The organism is Halomonas sp. DP8Y7-1, assembly GCF_019801685.1.
GTDB lineage: Bacteria > Pseudomonadota > Gammaproteobacteria > Pseudomonadales > Halomonadaceae > Halomonas > Halomonas litopenaei_A.
Genome location: NZ_JAHVIN010000005.1, coordinates 14360 through 32321, shown reverse-complemented (window position 1 = coordinate 32321; position 17962 = coordinate 14360). Strand labels below are relative to the sequence as shown.

The window sequence follows — 17962 nt, the reverse complement described above, 5'->3', positions numbered from 1 at the left end:
CGGCCAAGGCGATGGCCGACAAAGCAACCTCGGCCACTGGTCACATGCAACACGATAGCGCACGCCCAGTGCAGCGGCACCCCGGGCCTGCCGTCGCGGCAGCCCCGGAGCAGCGCCGGATCAGACCTGCATCAGGTCTTCTTCCTTGGCCGCCAAGGTCTTGTCGATTTCGGCGATGAAGCGATCGGTGATCTTCTGCACCTCATCCTCGCCCTGACGCTCTTCGTCCTCGGAAATTTCCTTGTCCTTGAGCAGCGCCTTGATGTCATTATTGGCATCACGACGGACGTTGCGGATCGCGACCCGCGCGTTCTCCGCTTCCTGACGCGCCTGCTTGATGTAGCCCTTGCGCGTTTCCTCGGTGAGCATCGGCATCGGCACGCGGATCACGTTGCCGGCAGACGCCGGATTGAGGCCGAGGTCAGAGGTCATGATCGCCTTCTCGACCTTGGGCACCATGCTTTGCTCCCAGGGCACGACGGTCAGCGTGCGGGCGTCCTCGACGTTGACCGACGCCACCTGGTTCAGCGGCATCATGGAGCCGTAGTATTCGACCTGGACGGCATCCAGAATACTGGGATGCGCGCGGCCGGTGCGAATCTTGTTCAGGTTATGATGCAGCGACTCGATGGTCTTCTGCATTCTCGTTTCTGTGTCTTTCTTGATGTCGTTGATCACGATCTCACCCTCTGTCGATCAGCGTGCCTTCCTTGCCACCCACTACCAGATTGAGCAGGGCGCCAGGCTTGTTCATGTTGAAGACCCGAACCGGCATGTCATGGTCACGCACCAGACAAATCGCGGTCAAATCCATCACCCCGAGCTTCTGTTCGAGGGCGTCGTCATAGGACAGTTGGTCATACTTGACGGCATCGTCGAACTTGACCGGATCCTTGTCGTAGACACCATCTACCTTGGTTGCCTTGACCACCACGTCGGCATCGATCTCGATGCCGCGCAGACACGCAGCGGAATCGGTGGTAAAGAACGGGTTACCGGTACCGGCGGAGAACAGCACGACATCGCCGGACGTCAGGTAACGAATCGCCGTGCGTCGGTCGTAATGCTCCACTACCCCACTCATGGGAATCGCCGACATGACCCGCGAGCGGATGTTGGAACGCTCAAGCGCATCGCGCATGGCCAGGGCGTTCATCACCGTCGCCAGCATGCCCATGTGGTCACCGGTGACACGCTCCATACCGGCTTCATGCAGGGCGGAACCACGGAACAGGTTGCCACCGCCGATCACGATGCCTACCTGGACGCCGATGCCTACCAGCTGCCCAATCTCGAGGGCCATGCGATCAAGCACCTTGGGATCGATCCCGAACTCGGCATCCCCGGTCAACGCCTCGCCTGACAGCTTCAGCAGGATGCGCTTGTACTTCGACACATCGGCACGGGGCTTGTCGAGCTTGGACTGGGGGGAAGAATCGGCGCTACTCATGGCATTTCTCCACTGGGGACTGGATGGGTCGAGTGACGGTCGGTCAGGCCGTACGCTCACCGCTGACGCATACACGAAGGCGTGCGCTTTCGCGCACGCCATCTTTACACTGTGCTAGCACAGTATGGAACCTTGGGCCTCGGGAAACACATCCCTTTAGCTACGCTTGGCCTGTTCCATGACTTCCTTGGCGAAGTCGACCTCTTCCTTCTCGATGCCCTCGCCCACTTCGAAGCGAGTGAAGCCGATCACTTCACCACCGGCGGCCTTGACGAACTCGGCTACGCTCTGGTTCGGATCCTTGACGAAGGGCTGCTCGGTCAGGCTGTTCTCGGCCAGGTACTTCTTCAGGCGGCCCTGCACCATCTTCTCGGCGATCTGCTCGGGCTTGCCCGCCATATCCGGCTGCGCCAGGATGATGGCCTTTTCCTGGTCGAGCGCTTCCTGAGGCATGTTCTCAGGACGAGCAACGGCCGGGTTGATCGCAGCCACGTGCATGGACACGTCCTTGGCGGCTTCCTGAGTGCCACCCTTGAGCTCGGTCAGCACGCCGATGCGGCCACCGTGCACATAGGCACCCACCAGGTTGCCGTCAGCCGCATCGACGACCACAGCGCGACGCACGCCGATGTTCTCGCCGATTTTCTGGACCAGCTGCTCACGAGCAGTTTCCAGCTCGCCAGCGGTCACAGCGGCGACGTCTTCGCTCTTGGCAGCGAAGAAGGTATCCGCCACCTTGTCGGCAAACGCCTTGAAGTTGTCGTCACGAGCAACGAAGTCGGTCTCGGAGTTGATCTCGACCATCACGCCGTAGCTGCCGTCCTCGGACACGCGAGTCACGACAACGCCTTCAGCAGCGGTACGACCCGCTTTCTTGGCGGCCTTGAGACCAGAGTTCTTGCGCAGATCCTCAATGGCCTGCTCGATGTCACCGCCGGCTTCGGTGAGTGCCTTCTTGCACTCCATCATGCCGAGCCCGGTACGCTCGCGCAGTTCCTTGACCTGGGAGGCGCTGATAGCTGCCATGGTATTCACCTCTAAATGGTTCGACCTGGGTGTCGGAGAGGCCCTCGGCTTGACCGCGGGCCAGAGTAGAGAAAAGGGGGCCTCGGCCCCCTTTGCGCCTGTCCGGCGTGGATCGCTTGCGCGATCAGCTGGCCCAGGCGGGCCGAAGCTTACTCGGCAGCAGCGGCGGCATCGCCTTCGCTGTCGGTCACTTCGACGAACTCATCGGGGCGACCTTCCTTTGCACGACCGCAGGCATCGGCGATGGCCTTGACGTAGATCTGGATGGCGCGGATGGAGTCATCGTTGCCCGGGATCACGTAGTCGACGCCGTCCGGATCGGAGTTGGTGTCAACCACGCCGATGACCGGGATGCCCAGCTTGTTCGCTTCGTTGATAGCGATACGCTCGTGGTCGACGTCGATCACGAAAAGTGCGTCCGGCAGGCCGCCCATTTCCTTGATACCGCCGATGGAGCGCTCGAGCTTCTCTTGCTCGCGAGTCGCCATCAGGACTTCTTTCTTGGTCAGCTTCTCGAAAGTACCATCTTCGTGCATGGTCTCGAGTTCGCGCAGACGCTTGATGGACTGACGAATGGTCTTGTAGTTCGTCAGCATGCCGCCGAGCCAGCGGTGGTTGACGAACGGCTGACCAACGCGGTTGGCTTCTTCCTTGATGATCTTGCTCGCGCTACGCTTGGTACCGACGAACATGATCTTGTTGTTGGCAGAGGCCATCTTCTCGACCACATCGATCGCCTCGTTGAGCGCCGGAAGGGTATGCTCGAGGTTGATGATGTGAATCTTGTTACGAGCGCCGAAGATGAACTTGCCCATCTTCGGGTTCCAGTAACGTGTCTGGTGACCGAAGTGTGCGCCTGCCTTGAGCAGGTCACGCATATTGACGTGTGCCATGGATGACTCCTGAAAAATCGGGTTAGGCCTCCATGCACCCCATGGATCCGACCAGAGGTTTCCCTCAGGCACCCGGGACCATGTGTCGGTGCATGTGTGTTTTCAAGGCTCGAGGCTTCCACTGTGAAAGCCTCTTCTGTTTGCCGCCTTCCCGTAACGCGCCGCCTGGCGAGGGCGTCGCAGGCAGGGAGCGAAGGATCGTAACCCTTCCTTATCTCACCCGCTCCGTGATCGACACACCCATGCAGGGAACGGCGATTGCAGGAAAGCGCGCAGCTTTATACCATGGATGACTTTCGAATTGAAGTCGCCCAGCGTCTCGCGCGCTCGACGCCGCCGCATCGACACCCGCATACGGCCATTCTGCGCTGTGTCAGCCGCAGCCTCCTGCCCCATGGCGACCCCACACAGATCGAGATTCCATGAACGTACCCATCAAGACGCCCGACGAAATCGAAAAAATGCGCGAAGCCGGCCGCCAGGCGGCCAGCGTGCTGGAGATGATCACCCCTCACGTCGTCGCTGGTGTCAGCACCGGCCACCTGGACAAGCTGTGCCACGACTACATCGTCAATGAGCTCGGCTCGACCCCTGCCCCGCTCAACTATCATGGCTTTCCCAAGTCCATCTGCACCTCGATCAACCATGTGGTCTGCCACGGCATCCCCGACGACAGCAAGAAGCTGAAGAAGGGCGACATCATGAACATGGACATCACCGTGAAGACTGCCGATGGCTATCACGGCGACTCCAGCGTCATGTTCATCATCGGCGACACCATTCAGGGCGAGCGCCTGTGTCGCGTCACCCAGGAGTGCCTGTACCGCAGCATGGCGCTGGTACGCCCCGGGGTGCGGCTGTCCGAGCTCGCCCGCGCCATTGAAAGCCATGCCCAGGCCAACGGCTACTCCGTCGTTCGGGACTTCTGCGGCCACGGCATCGGCGCCGGCTTCCATGAGGATCCCCAGGTACTGCACTACGATGGCTACGCCCCGGAAGCCGACATCGAACTGGCGGCCGGCATGTGCTTTACCATCGAGCCAATGATCAACGTCGGCGACCATCGCACCAAGGTGCTGCGCGATGGCTGGACGGCGGTCACCAAGGACAAGGGACTGACTGCCCAGTGGGAGCACACCCTGCTGGTGACCGAGACCGGGGTCGAGGTGCTGACCGCTCGCTCGGATGAAGACCTGTCCTTCCTCGAGCGCTGAGAGCCCATGCTGCTGCACCACTACCGCTTCGCACCAGAATTCGAGCTGTTCGACGTCGACGACTTTGCTCGCCAGCTCGACGGCCAACGTTCTCCCATCGCTCCATTCAAGGGGGCGCTAAAGGAGATTCAGGCCCGACTCGATGAGCGTTTCCTGGGAGGCGCAGACATCCGTGATCTGGTACGCGGGCGGGCCTGGTGCCTCGACCAGCTGCTAGCCCTGGCCTGGTCACGCCAGACGGGACTGGACGACGGGGTTGCCCTGCTCGCCGTGGGCGGCTACGGCCGCGGCGAACTGCATCCGCATTCCGATATCGACCTGATGTTCCTGCTGAAAGACGATGACGACACCCCTTATCGGGAAGCGTTGACCTCGTTTATCACCTTTCTGTGGGACATCGGCCTGGAAATCGGCCATAGCGTGCGCTCGCTCAACGACTGCGCGCGCGAGGCCGAAGCCGACGTCACCGTCATCACCAACCTGCTGGAATCTCGCACCATTGCAGGGCGGGAGGCGCTGCGCCAGGCCATGCGTGAGCGGCTGGCGGCGGAGCACATGTGGCCGGCGGATCGCTTCTTCGAAGCCAAGTGGCAGGAACAGATCGCCCGCCACTATCGTTTCAACAACTCCGAGTATCATCTGGAACCGAACATCAAGAGCTCACCCGGTGGGCTTCGCGATATCCAGATGATCGGCTGGGTCGCCAAGCGCCATTTCGATACCGAGTCCTACGAGGATGTGGTGGCCAAAGGCTTCATGAATGACGCCGAACACCGCATCCTGAGCCAGGGCCAGGCGTTCCTGTGGCAGGTTCGCTACGCCCTGCACATGCTCACCGGGCGCGCCGAAGATCGCCTGCTGTTTGACCATCAGAACACCATCGCCGAGCTGTTTGGCTATCGCGACAACCCTGAGCGTCTGGCGGTAGAGCAGTTCATGAAGCGCTATTACCGTCATGTCACCGCCCTGGCTGGGCTCAATGACATGCTGCTGCAGCACTTCGACGAGCAGATCCTGCGCCCCGACGAGCCGATTGCGGTCACCCCGCTCAACGAGCGCTTTGAAGTCGCCGGTGGCTACATCCAGGTACGCTCGCGCACCCTGTTTCGGGACCAACCCTCGGCCCTGCTCGAGCTGTTCTACCTGATGGCAGAACATCCTGAAATTGAGGGCGTGCGCGCCGATACCATTCGCCTGATCCGCGACCATCGACACCTGATGGACGATCGCTACCGCGATGACCCTCGCCACCAGGCGCTGTTCATGGCGCTGTTGCGCTCTTCCGGCAATGTCGCACGCCAGCTCCGTCGCATGAACCGCTATGGCGTGCTGGGCAAGTATCTGCCGGCCTTTGGCCAGGCGGTCGGCCTGATGCAGCACGACCTGTTCCACATCTACACGGTAGATGCCCACACTCTGCGCCTGCTGAAATGCCTGCATGGATTTCGCAAGCCGGAGTCCAAGAAGGAATTTCCCGTCGCGGCCACCCTGATCCACCAGGTGCCCAAGATGGACATCCTGTGGATTGCCGGACTGTTCCACGACATCGGCAAGGGCCGCGGCGGTGACCATTCGCTGATCGGAGCGCGCGAGGTCGAGGTCTTCGCTGAGCGACACGGACTCAGCCAGCGCGACACCCGCCTGGTCAGCTGGCTGGTGGAGCATCACCTGCTGATGTCGATGGTTGCCCAGAAGCGGGACATCACCGACCCCGAAGTGATACGTGACTTCGCCGCCACGGTGGTCGATGAGACGCGCCTGGACTACCTGTACATTCTCACCGTCGCCGATATCACCGCCACCAATCCGACGCTGTGGAATGGCTGGCGCGCGTCGCTGATGCGCCAACTGCACGCCGAAACACGGCGCGCCTTGCGTCGCGGACTCGAGAACCCGCTGGAGCGTGACGACTGGGTGCGCGAGACCCGCGAGGAGGCGCACTCGCTACTGGCGACCATCGGCGCCGACATGGCGCGGGTAGATGCCCTGTGGCGCTCTCTGGGAGAAGACTTCTTTCTGCAGTACGCGCCGAGCGAAGTGGTCTGGCAGACCCAGGGCATGCTCGACCACGCCGGCAGCGACATGCCGCTGATCCTGATCAATGCCCCCACCGACGACATGCCCGAGGGCGGCACCAAGGTGTTCATCCATACCCGCTCCGTGGATGACCTATTCGCCGCCACCGCAGCGGCAATGGAGCAGCTTGGTCTGTCGATCCACGACGCCCGCATCGCCACCTCGCTCAATGATTGGACGCTGAATACCTTCATCGTACTCGACGATCACGACCAGCCGATTCGCGACGCCGTGCGCCTGGAGGAGATTCGCCGCCATCTGGTCGAGGAACTGGATGATCCGGACGACTACCCCACCATCGTGACACGCCATACACCGCGCCAGCTCAAGCATTTCAAGGTCGCCACCCAGGTCTCCATTGAACAGGACCCCAACGGCGAACGCACCTTGCTGGAGCTTACCGCCCCTGACCGTCCAGGCCTGCTGGCCCGGGTCGGCAGCATCTTCATGGAGCAAGGCATCACACTGTCGGCGGCCAAGATCGCGACCCTGGGCGAGCGCGTCGAAGACGTGTTTTACGTCACCGACCGCACCGGCCTCCCGATCACCGACCCGCAGCGCCAGCAGGCGCTGCGCGAGCGACTGATCGAAGTGCTCAGCGTGTAACGACGGGAAGCCGTCGGCGCCCGTGCATTTGAGGCGGGCCCGACGCTTCCCTATAATCGCCGACAGCCCCATTCCCGCGATGACAACGACGCCCCAAGGGCGCGCCAGGACCTCATGAACCCTGATCTCGATGCCTTGCAACCGTATCCCTTCGAGCGCCTGGCGGCGCTTAAGGCCGACCTGACGCCACCGGCGCACCTAAGCCACAGGCCGCTGACCATTGGCGAACCCCAGCATCCGCCCTACCAGGCGGCACTGGACGCCCTGGTGCGCCATCAGGGGGAGTTCGCGCGCTACCCTGCGATCGCTGGTCTGCCACCATTGCGCCAGGCCATCGCCGCCTGGGCCAGCCGCCGCTTTGCTCTGCAAGGCCTGGATGCCGAGCGCCAGGTATTACCGGTCAATGGCACGCGGGAAGCCATCTTCGCCTTCGTCCAGGCCTGCCTGGACCGCTCACGTCCGGCGCGTGTGGTGGTGCCCAACCCGTTCTACCAGATCTATGAAGGCGCCACCTTGCTGGCCGGCGGCCAGCCGCTCTATCTGGACTGCCGTGCTGACAACGGCTTCCGGCCAGACCTGTCCGCCATCGATGCCGACACCTGGCGCGACGTTCAAATGGTGTTCATCTGCTCACCGGGCAACCCCACCGGCGCCGTAACGCCCCTCGAGGATTTTCAGCAGCTGATCCGCCTGGCCGACGAACACGATTTCATCATCGCCTCGGACGAGTGCTACTCGGAGCTGTACCTGGACGAACAGGCGCCACCTCCGGGCCTGCTCGAAGCTGCCGCCGCCATGGGGCGCCACGACTATCAACGTTGCCTGGTCTTCCACTCCCTGTCGAAGCGCTCGAACTTGCCGGGACTGCGTTCGGGTTTCGTTGCCGGCGATGCCGATCTGATCGCTCGCTTCCGTCGCTATCGCACCTACCACGGCTGCGCCATGGCCCTGCCGATTCAGCATGCGTCCATCGCCGCCTGGGCCGACGAAACCCACGTGCGCGACAATCGCGACGCCTATCGCGCCAAGTTCGCGGCAGTCACGGAGATTCTCTCGTCGGTGGTCGACTTTCCTACTCCGGAAGCCAGCTTTTATCTGTGGCCAGCAGTGCCCGACGGTGACGATGAGGCACTGACCCGGCGCCTGTATGCTGAAGCGCATGTCAGCGTGCTACCCGGCAGCTATATGGGCCGGATCGGTGCCGATGGCAGCAATCCCGGCAGTGGGCGCCTGCGCCTGGCTCTGGTCGATGAGCTTACCGCCACCTGCGAGGCAGCAGAACGCATTCGACACCTGCTGGCCAGCGGCTGACGTCGCTGCCACCACGACGCCCCACTTCGAGGACAGGCCATGCTGACGCTCTATGTGATCAAGAACTGCGACACCTGCCGCAAGGCGCAAAAGGCACTGGACGCAAGCGGACACCCCTACCAGGTGCATGATCTGCGCGCTGACGGTGTCTCTGCCGCCCTGCTCGAACACTTTCTCGAGTCGGTTGCCGTCAAGACGCTGCTCAATACCCGCAGCACTACCTGGCGCCAGCTGCCCGACGACGACAAGCAGGACGTCGACGCCAACAAGGCCCGCGAGCTGATGCTGGCCAACCCGACACTGATCAAACGCCCGCTGCTCGACAAGGGCGATGACATCCTGGTCGGCTATCGCGACGGCGATTACGACGCTCTCTAACCCCGATTGAACACGTTCACTTTAAAGGACATACGGCATGCACAGCTTTGCACTTGGTATCGGCACTCAGAACACCCAGGGCGACTGGCTCGAGGTCTACTATCCGGCCCCCCTGCTGACCCCTGACGCCAGCCTGGTCGAGGCCGCAGCCAAGGTCCTCGATGCGCCCAAGGGCACCGCCGTGGTCAGCTTCCTGCCCGAGCACTGCCAGGCCCTGGCTGATGCCCTGCGCGACGCAGGTCATCCCGAACAGGCCGACCTGGCCGCCAGCCTTGCTGCCAGCCAGCGCCCGCTGGTCGCGACCTTCATTGACCAGGACCTGCCTCCGCAGTCGGCCCCCGAGGTCTATCTGAAGCTGCACCTGCTGTCCCACCGTCTGGTCAAGCCGCACCAGCTCGACCTCACCGGCATGTTCGGTCTGCTGCGCAACATTGCCTGGACCAGCGAAGGCGCGATCGACGTCATCGAGCTGCCGGCGCGTCGCCTCAAGGCCCGCCTGGAAGGCCGCACCCTGTCGGTGGACTGCGTCGACAAGTTCCCCAAGATGACCGACTACGTGGTACCCGGCGGCGTGCGTATCGCCGATACCGCGCGGGTACGTCTGGGCGCCTACCTGGGCGAAGGCACCACCGTCATGCATGAAGGTTTCGTCAACTTCAATGCCGGTACCGAGGGCCCCGGTATGATCGAAGGACGCATCTCTGCTGGCGTGATGGTTGGCAAGGGTTCCGACCTGGGTGGCGGCTGCTCGACCATGGGCACCCTTTCCGGCGGCGGCAACATCATCATCTCCGTGGGTGAGGGCTGCCTGATCGGCGCCAACGCCGGTATCGGCATCCCCCTGGGCGATCGCTGCACCGTGGAGGCAGGCCTCTACATCACCGCGGGCGCCAAGGTCACCCTGCTCGACGACCAGAACCAGGAAGTTCGCACCCTGGCAGCCCGTGAGCTGGCGGGTCAGAGCGACCTGCTCTTGCGCCGCAACTCGACCAACGGCCGCATCGAGTGCCTGACCAACAAGAGCGCCATCGCCCTGAACGAAGCGCTGCACGCCCACAATTGATCCTGAGTGCGGCGGCCCCGGCCGCCGCCCCTCACCGAGACCGCCATGCCGACTACCGATCTTCCCGCCCCGACCGGCGCAACTGCGCCGTCCGAGACGCTTTCGCCCACCCTGGAGCTTGCCCTCGAGCTGCTGCGTCGTCCATCGGTGACACCGGACGACATGGGCTGCCAAACCCTGATGATCGAGCGCCTGGAGCGGCTTGGCTTCAACGTCGAAACGCTGCGCTTCGGCGACGTCGACAACTTCTGGGCGGTACATGGGCATCATGGCCCCGTCCTGGCCTTCGCTGGGCACACCGACGTTGTACCCACAGGCCCGGAGCACCAGTGGCAGACGCCTCCCTTCGCTCCTGAGATTGATGCCGACGGCATGCTCAGGGGGCGTGGAGCGGCTGACATGAAGGGCAGCCTGGCGGCAATGATCACAGCGGTGGAGCGGTTCATCCAGGAGCACCCCGATCATCCTGGGCGTATCGCCTTCTTGATCACCGCTGACGAGGAAGGACCGGCGGTGGACGGCACCCGTGCCGTGGTCGAATGCCTGCGCGAGCGCAACGAGCGCCTGGACTACTGTATCGTCGGCGAGCCGTCATCCACGGAACGTCTGGGCGATGTCATCAAGAACGGGCGTCGCGGCTCGCTGGGTGGCGTTCTCACCGTGCGTGGCATCCAGGGACATGTGGCCTATCCGCATCTGGCGCGGAACCCGATCCACCAGATCGCTCCGGCTCTGGATGCGCTGGCCAACGAACACTGGGACTCGGGCAACGACTGCTTCCCTGCGACCAGCTTTCAGGTATCCAACCTGCGCGCTGGCACGGGAGCCACCAACGTCATTCCTGGCGAAGTGGAGGCCACCTTCAACTTCCGCTTCTCCACCGAGACGACCGACCAGGAGCTGCGTGATCGCACCGAAGCCATCCTGCGTGACTTCGACCTGGACTTCGATATTGACTGGACCTTGAACGGCCAACCCTTCCTGACCCGCGAAGGGGCCCTGGTCGATGCCGCCGTCGCTGGAGTACGTGATATCACCGGCATTACCCCGGTGCTGTCCACCTCCGGTGGCACCTCCGACGGCCGCTTCATTGCCACCCTGGGCACCCAGGTGGTCGAGCTTGGCCCGCTCAATGCCACCATCCACAAGGTGGATGAGCGTGTCCGCGCCGCCGATCTCGATGACCTCAGCCACGTCTATGAAGCCATCCTGACGCGGCTTTTCGCCAGCGCAACGAAGTGAGGTGATGATGGAGCGCTATCCCGATATCGAGATCTACCTGGGCGATTGCGACCCTGAGCGCATCAGTAGCTGGCTGGCAGAGACTATCGACGCTGCACCGCTGGTATCCCGCGGCAAGTTCAAGTGGAGCACTCAAGGACAGCGCGAAGGCAGCGTGATCCCGGTGTTGCTGGTGGCCAAGGCGGCAGACGGTTTTGCCAGCCTGTGGCTCGACAGCGCCGACTCCCCTTGGGCTACTGACGCAGAGTTCGCCCGCGCGGCGGCCAAGGCGCTGGAGTGCGAGGTCCGCTGTTCCTTGGGCGGCTGGCAGCCTGGCGATGACCCTGACCGCTTCCTGCGGGTGCTGCCCGACGGCAGCGAAAGCGCCTTCGACTGGCCTGACTCCGGCCATTGAGGGACCGGCTCAAACGACGACGCCCCGCACATGGCGGGGCGTCTTCAGGGTAGCGACGATAGCGGAAAGGGGTCAGGTGATGACCGTTACATCGTCGGCTTGCAGCCCTCGCTCATTTTCGACCACGTAATAGCGGACCTTTTGGCCCTCGGCCAAGGTGCGATGTCCGCGACCGCGTATCGCCCGAAAATGCACGAACACATCGTCGCCACCATCACGTGTGATGAAGCCGTATCCCTTGTTGACGTTGAACCATTTGACCTCACCAATCTCGCGGTCGTCATCTTCGACATCGGCAAGATTGACCAGGCGCGGCGTCAGCGCATTAAGCGATAGGGTAGCCAGCAGCAACACGGCAAAGATGGCGCTGGCTGCAGCGACATAGCCGATCAGCAACGCCTCTTCACCGACAACCCCATGCAATGCCTCGACTGACACACCCGTGGCAAGACTCACCGCCAGGGCAATCAGCAGCGGCGCAGGAGCGGCCAGCAGCACACTGATCACACAACAACGAAAGAAAACCCTTTTATTCATGGACGTAAAAAACTCTCTTGGCATGATGAAGATAGATGGAAAGACCATGGGATCATCGTCTATGCCAATGACACAGGCGAGACCCTTCCGCCACGACTTCTTGGAAAAAGCCCAAGGCAGGCAGCAGACACGATGAACAGTGACACACCGCAACATGAGTCTATCACGGGTATTGACAAGCCGTCCGCCGATCTAGCAAAGCGTGTCGAAGATTTGGAGAGCCGGCTGGCCTATCAAGAACACTGGCTCGACAGCCTGGATGCGACCATCGCCTCCCAAGAGCGCCGAATGATGGAGCTGGAGCGCATCAACCGCCTGATGCAGCAGCGTTTGCGCGAACTGTCAGCGGATAATGAACGTGACCTTGGTGACGCTCCCGGCCCCGAGGACGAGCTTCCCCCCCACTACTGAAGCCCCCGCCTCATAGATAAAAAAACACCGCCAGACGGATGCCTGGCGGTGCTACTGTCAACGGCCTGACGGGGCGTCAGGCCGCTAGCGCTATGACTTTACTCGAGACCGTCCAGATAACGCTCCACGTCCAACGCCGCCATGCAGCCGCTTCCGGCTGAGGTAATCGCTTGGCGATACACATGGTCCATCACATCACCAGCGGCAAACACCCCAGCCACACTGGTCGCCGTGGCGTTACCTTCAAGGCCGGACTTGACCTTGATGTAGCCTCCGGCCATGTCCAGCTGACCTTCAAAGATCGCGGTGTTCGGGCTGTGGCCGATCGCGATGAACACCCCAGGGGCGCTGATATCGCGGGTTGCGCCGGTCTCGACGGACTTGAGTCGGGCACCGGTCACGCCGGTGTTGTCACCCAGCACTTCATCCAGCGTATGGTTCCATACCAGCTCGACATTGCCGTTCTCAGCCTTTTCGAACAGCTTGTCCTGCAGAATCTTTTCCGCCCGCAGGCTATCGCGACGATGCACCAGGGTAACCTTGGAGGCGATGTTGGACAGATACAGCGCTTCCTCCACCGCGGTATTGCCTCCGCCGACGACGACCACTTCCTGGTTGCGATAGAAGAAACCGTCGCAGGTGGCACAGGCAGACACGCCCTGTCCCATGAACTGCTGCTCGGAGGGCAGTCCCAGATAGCGGGCGCTGGCCCCGGTGGCAATGATCAGGGCATCACAGGTGTAGGTACCGTTATCCCCCTTGAGCGTGAAGGGGCGCTGACGCAGTTCCACTTCATGGATATGGTCAAACAGCACTTCCGTATCGAAGCGCTCAGCGTGACGACGCATCCGCTCCATCAGCTCGGGACCCTGCACACCAGCATCATCACCAGGCCAGTTGTCCACATCGGTGGTGGTGGTCAGCTGCCCACCCGTCTGCATGCCGGTGATCAGCAGCGGCTTCAGGTTGGCCCTGGCAGCGTATACTGCGGCACTGTAGCCGGCCGGGCCGGAGCCCAGAATAATCAGACGTTCGTGGCGCGCTTCACTCATGGCTACCTCACTGGACCAGATGGCTGCAACGTCCAGAGAGAACGTGCAGCAAATTCAGAAAATGATTCGGCAGATTCGCCGCTGGTGACGTCGTCGTGCAGTCATCGAGGAGCTGCGTTCATCACCATGGGCCAAGCTGCGTCTTCTTCACCCTGCCTGCGGCCGACGGGGCGGGCTCGCCGCCCCGTCCACCACTGGCGCCAATCTACCCGAGACTGGCGCCAGCCATACCTTTACAGTGCGCTGGAGTGCGCGCCCAGGTACTTGGCAACACCTTCTGCGGTGTCCTTCATGCCTTCCTGGCCTTCTTCCCAGCCAGCGGGGCACACTTCGCCATGCTTCTGGTGATGCTGCAGCGCCTTGACCATGCGCAGCATCTCGTCAACGTTGCGGCCCAGCGGCAGGTTGTTCACCACCTGGTGCTGTACCACGCCGTCTTCGTCGATCAGGAAAGAGGCACGCATGGCAACGCCGGCGTCCGGGTGCTCGATGCCGTAGGCCTGGGTGATCTCGTGCTTGACGTCGGCCACGATCGGGAAACCGACTTCACCGATGCCGCCGGCGTCGGGGCTGGTCTTGCGCCAAGCGTAGTGGGTGAACTGGGAATCGATGGAGACACCGATCACCTCGACGCCCAGGTCCTTGAACTGCGCCAGACGGTTGTCGTGGGCGATGATCTCGGAGGGGCACACAAAGGTGAAGTCCAGCGGCCAGAAGAACAGCACGCGCAGCTTGCCGTTGCTGTCGGACAGCTTGAAGTTGTCGACGATCTCACCGCTGCCGGTCACGGCGGCAGCTTCAAAATCGGGAGCTTGACGTCCTACCAGTACGCTCATGAAAGTCTCCTTGGGGATTGAAGCGTGATAAGGGAAGCTATCTTTGTTCCCAGCAAGGCGTACAAGACAAGGGCATACCCTAGGCGAGCACGTCCTGCTGGGCCAATCGACCAGCATCACTGGTCCGATAGAGGCTCGCTATTGTCACCTGCCGAGGATGACGCCGCAATGACCCTGTCATTGCTCGGCGGTAACGCGCCTCGCGGCCGCCACTGGCCGGCCACCGCTCAAGCGCTTAGATGACCTCGTCATCGTCTCCGGCCACCACGGAGAGGATCTCTTCCGTCACCGGGTCCACCTCGATACGAAAATGAATGGGTGCGCAGCACTGAGAGCAGTCCTCCCAGGTTTCGTGGCTGCCCTGGGACGTGTCCACCAACACCTCGATGGTGGCATCGCAGTAGGGACAGTCGAGCGTCCACTCAGGCAATGTCGATTCATGCATGCCACGCCTCCGTGGTTGGCCAAGGCCTGTCGAAGGACCCACCATGGGGTTGGCCGACGCTGCTTTCAAGGCCCGATCCGGCACCCGATTTCATCACCATGGTTGAATAACGCAACTATGATGACCAAGTACTACTAAGGGATCTGCCGCAAGACCTCGCCGATCCCCGCGAACCTGGACCGTTCGACTCAATGCCTCAGGAGGAAAGCATGAGCAGTGATTCCCTACCGGATACTCGCCAGACCCTCGACGTTGGCGGGACGCAGTACGATTACTACAGCCTCGCCCAGGCCGCAGACGCCCTGGGGGATATCCAGCGCCTGCCGATGACCCTCAAGGTGCTGCTGGAAAACCAGCTGCGCTTTGCTGACGACGAGAGCGTGTCCAAGGAAGACCTGCAGGCCTTGGTCGACTGGCAGAAGGAAGGCCGCTCCGACCGTGAGATCGGCTACCGCCCGGCGCGGGTACTGATGCAGGACTTCACCGGGGTTCCGGGGGTGGTCGACCTGGCGTCCATGCGCGCTGCCGTGGAAACACTGGGGGAAGAGCCTTCACGGATCAATCCGCTGTCACCGGTCGATCTGGTGATTGACCACTCCGTCATGGTCGACAAGTACGGCGACCCATCCGCCTTCAAGGACAATGTGGCGCTGGAGATGGATCGCAACCGTGAGCGTTACGAGTTCCTGCGCTGGGGGCAGGATGCCTTCGACAACTTCCGCGTCGTTCCTCCGGGAACCGGTATCTGTCACCAGGTCAACCTGGAGTACCTGGGCAAGACGGTGTGGACGCGGGATGACAATGGCAAGACCCTGGCCTACCCCGACACGCTGGTCGGCACCGACTCCCACACCACCATGATCAACGGCCTGGGCGTGCTGGGCTGGGGCGTCGGCGGTATCGAGGCAGAGGCGGCCATGCTGGGACAGCCCGTCTCGATGCTGATCCCCGAGGTCATCGGCTTCAAGCTGACCGGCAAGCTGCGTGAAGGCATTACCGCCACCGACCTGGTGCTGACCGTCACCGAAATGCTGCGCAAGAAAGGAGTGGTCGGCAAGTTCGTCGAATTCTACGGTGACGGCCTCAAGGATCTGCCGCTGGCTGACCGCGCCACCATCGCCAACATGGCCCCCGAGTACGGCGCGACCTGCGGCTTCTTCCCGGTGGACGATGAGACGCTGAACTACATGCGCCTGTCGGGCCGTGACGAGGCTCAGATTGCGCTGGTCGAAGCCTATTGCAAGCAGCAGGGTCTGTGGCGAGAGCCGGGCCACGAGCCGATTTTCACCGATACCCTGGCGCTGGACATGGGCGACGTCGAAGCCAGCCTGGCCGGCCCCAAGCGCCCACAGGACCGGGTTGCCTTGAGCCAGCTCGCGCAGACCTTCGAAAAGCTGATGGCCGACGAGGGGACGCCATCGTCCGATAGCCGCAATGACAAGCTGGGCTCTGAGGGTGGCCAGACCGCCGTCGGTGTCGAGCGCAGCTATCGCCATTCCAGCAGCCAGGACGTCAACTACAAGGGCAAGGATTTCAGCCTTGACCCAGGCGCCGTGGTGATTGCCGCCATTACTTCCTGCACCAATACCTCCAACCCCAGCGTGATGATGGCCGCCGGCCTGCTGGCCCGCAAGGCCAAGCAAAAGGGCCTGACCACCAAGCCCTGGGTCAAGACGTCGCTGGCCCCCGGTTCCAAGGTGGTGACCGACTACCTGGCCGCAGCCGGGTTGCAGGATGATCTCAACGAGCTGGGCTTCAACCTGGTCGGCTACGGCTGTACCACCTGCATCGGCAACTCCGGGCCGCTGCCGGAACCCATCGAAGAGGCCGTGAAGGACGGTGACTTGACCGTGGCCTCGGTGCTGTCCGGTAATCGCAACTTCGAGGGCCGGGTGCATCCGCTGGTGAAGACCAACTGGCTGGCATCACCGCCCCTGGTGGTGGCCTTTGCCCTGGCCGGCAATGTGCGCTGTAACCTGGACAAGGACCCCATCGGCGAAGATAGCCAAGGTGAGCCGGTCTACCTGAAGGATATCTGGCCATCCCAGGCCGAGGTGGCCGAGGCTGTCGAGAAGGTCAACACCGAGATGTTCCACAAGGAGTACGCGGAAGTCTTTGATGGCGACGAGGTGTGGAAAGCCATCAAGGTGCCGGAAAGCGAGGTCTACGAGTGGGACGACAACTCCACCTACATTCAGCACCCGCCCTTCTTTGAGGGCATGGGCAAGGAGCCGGCCAAGGTCGAGGACGTCAAGGACGCCCATATCCTGGCGATGCTTGGCGACAGTGTCACCACGGACCACATCTCCCCTGCCGGCGCCATCAAGCCCGACAGTCCGGCTGGCCGCTACCTGCAGGAAAACGGGGTCAAACCCGTCGACTTCAACTCCTACGGCTCTCGCCGGGGCAACCATGAAGTCATGATGCGCGGCACCTTCGCCAACGTGCGCATTCAAAACGAGATGCTCGATGGCGTGGTCGGTGGCGAGACTCGCCACGTGCCCAGTGGTGAGCAGATGGCGATCTACGATGCGGCCATGAAGTACCAGCAGGGAGGTACACCGCTGGTGGTGGTCGCCGGCAAGGAATATGGCACCGGGTCCTCCAGGGACTGGGCCGCCAAGGGGACCTTGCTGCTTGGGGTACGCGCAGTGCTGGCGGAATCCTACGAACGCATCCACCGCTCGAACCTGATCGGCATGGGCGTGGTACCGCTGCAGTTCCCCGAAGGCGAGGACCGCAAGTCGCTGGGCATGACCGGTGACGAGACCGTGTCCATCGAGGGGCTGGATAGCCTGCGTCCCGGTGGCAAGGTCAAGGTGACCATCAAGAGCGACAAGGGCGAGAAGACCTTGGATGCGCTATGTCGTATCGACACCGCCAACGAGCTCGAGTACTACCGCCACGGCGGCATTCTGCACTACGTCCTGCGCAAGATGATCGGCGCCGCCTGATCAGCCAGCCAGGAGCCCTCGCTCCTGGTGTTATCGCCATAAAGACCCTGCTCCGGCAGGGTCTTTTTTGTCTG

General features: G+C 62.3%; 17 protein-coding genes. 9 read left to right on the top strand and 8 right to left on the bottom strand.

Annotation, left to right across the window (positions count from 1 at the left end):
• Positions 1 to 120 precede the first annotated feature (120 nt).
• The 4 genes from frr to rpsB all read right to left on the bottom strand — a co-directional run bounded on the left by frr (position 121) and on the right by rpsB (position 3369).
• On the bottom strand, positions 121 to 678 hold the full coding sequence (gene frr, locus KUV41_RS05680; RefSeq protein WP_206940317.1) for a ribosome recycling factor: 558 nt from the start codon (positions 676 to 678) through the stop codon (positions 121 to 123).
• Between the two features lie 4 nt (positions 679 to 682).
• Entirely contained in the window at positions 683 to 1450 is a 768-nt protein-coding gene (gene pyrH / locus KUV41_RS05675; protein WP_222484894.1) for a UMP kinase, read from the bottom strand.
• 156 nt (positions 1451 to 1606) lie between these two features.
• Positions 1607 to 2476: a translation elongation factor Ts gene (gene tsf / locus KUV41_RS05670; RefSeq protein WP_206940319.1), complete on the bottom strand. Its 870-nt coding sequence runs from the start codon at positions 2474 to 2476 to the stop codon at positions 1607 to 1609.
• Positions 2477 to 2625: 149 nt separating this feature from the next.
• Entirely contained in the window at positions 2626 to 3369 is a 744-nt protein-coding gene (gene rpsB, locus KUV41_RS05665) for a 30S ribosomal protein S2 (protein WP_206940321.1), read from the bottom strand.
• Between the two features lie 422 nt (positions 3370 to 3791).
• On the opposite strand from rpsB, the gene map reads away from it, so the two are divergent.
• From map to KUV41_RS05630, 7 genes are all read left to right on the top strand, one after another.
• Positions 3792 to 4583 (top strand): type I methionyl aminopeptidase, encoded by a 792-nt coding sequence (map, locus tag KUV41_RS05660; protein ID WP_206940323.1) that lies wholly within the window; start codon positions 3792 to 3794, stop codon positions 4581 to 4583.
• Between the two features lie 6 nt (positions 4584 to 4589).
• Positions 4590 to 7265 (top strand): [protein-PII] uridylyltransferase, encoded by a 2676-nt coding sequence (locus KUV41_RS05655; RefSeq protein ID WP_222484884.1) that lies wholly within the window; start codon positions 4590 to 4592, stop codon positions 7263 to 7265.
• Between the two features lie 114 nt (positions 7266 to 7379).
• Positions 7380 to 8576 carry a succinyldiaminopimelate transaminase gene (gene dapC / locus KUV41_RS05650; protein ID WP_222237047.1) on the top strand — a complete coding sequence of 399 codons (1197 nt, stop codon included), beginning with the start codon at positions 7380 to 7382 and terminating at the stop codon, positions 8574 to 8576.
• Between the two features lie 39 nt (positions 8577 to 8615).
• Positions 8616 to 8954 (top strand): arsenate reductase, encoded by a 339-nt coding sequence (locus KUV41_RS05645; RefSeq protein WP_206940329.1) that lies wholly within the window; start codon positions 8616 to 8618, stop codon positions 8952 to 8954.
• 37 nt (positions 8955 to 8991) lie between these two features.
• The gene (gene dapD, locus KUV41_RS05640) at positions 8992 to 10017 is read left to right on the top strand and encodes a 2,3,4,5-tetrahydropyridine-2,6-dicarboxylate N-succinyltransferase (protein ID WP_206940332.1); all 1026 of its coding nucleotides are present in this window, start codon (positions 8992 to 8994) and stop codon (positions 10015 to 10017) included.
• A gap of 45 nt (positions 10018 to 10062) precedes the next feature.
• Positions 10063 to 11259 carry a succinyl-diaminopimelate desuccinylase gene (gene dapE, locus KUV41_RS05635; RefSeq protein WP_206940334.1) on the top strand — a complete coding sequence of 399 codons (1197 nt, stop codon included), beginning with the start codon at positions 10063 to 10065 and terminating at the stop codon, positions 11257 to 11259.
• Between the two features lie 7 nt (positions 11260 to 11266).
• Positions 11267 to 11653, top strand: coding sequence for a hypothetical protein (locus tag KUV41_RS05630; RefSeq protein WP_222485722.1), 387 nt, complete (start codon positions 11267 to 11269; stop codon positions 11651 to 11653).
• Between the two features lie 72 nt (positions 11654 to 11725).
• Here the strand turns inward: KUV41_RS05630 and KUV41_RS19635 are convergent, their stop codons facing one another.
• Complete coding sequence (locus tag KUV41_RS19635; protein ID WP_206940336.1) at positions 11726 to 12190, bottom strand: cold-shock protein; 465 nt, start codon at positions 12188 to 12190, stop codon at positions 11726 to 11728.
• Positions 12191 to 12322: 132 nt separating this feature from the next.
• On the opposite strand from KUV41_RS19635, the gene KUV41_RS05620 reads away from it, so the two are divergent.
• Positions 12323 to 12601: a SlyX family protein gene (locus KUV41_RS05620; protein WP_206940338.1), complete on the top strand. Its 279-nt coding sequence runs from the start codon at positions 12323 to 12325 to the stop codon at positions 12599 to 12601.
• A gap of 98 nt (positions 12602 to 12699) precedes the next feature.
• Here the strand turns inward: KUV41_RS05620 and trxB are convergent, their stop codons facing one another.
• From trxB to KUV41_RS05605, 3 genes are all read right to left on the bottom strand, one after another.
• Complete coding sequence (gene trxB, locus KUV41_RS05615; protein WP_222484882.1) at positions 12700 to 13653, bottom strand: thioredoxin-disulfide reductase; 954 nt, start codon at positions 13651 to 13653, stop codon at positions 12700 to 12702.
• 233 nt (positions 13654 to 13886) lie between these two features.
• Complete coding sequence (locus KUV41_RS05610) at positions 13887 to 14489, bottom strand: peroxiredoxin (RefSeq protein ID WP_206940343.1); 603 nt, start codon at positions 14487 to 14489, stop codon at positions 13887 to 13889.
• Between the two features lie 235 nt (positions 14490 to 14724).
• Positions 14725 to 14934: a CPXCG motif-containing cysteine-rich protein gene (locus KUV41_RS05605; protein WP_206940345.1), complete on the bottom strand. Its 210-nt coding sequence runs from the start codon at positions 14932 to 14934 to the stop codon at positions 14725 to 14727.
• Positions 14935 to 15143: 209 nt separating this feature from the next.
• Here KUV41_RS05605 and acnA point away from each other — a divergent pair, with 209 nt between their 5' ends.
• A complete protein-coding gene (gene acnA, locus KUV41_RS05600; RefSeq protein ID WP_222484880.1) occupies positions 15144 to 17888 on the top strand; it encodes an aconitate hydratase AcnA in 2745 nt (914 codons plus the stop codon).
• Positions 17889 to 17962 lie beyond the last annotated feature (74 nt).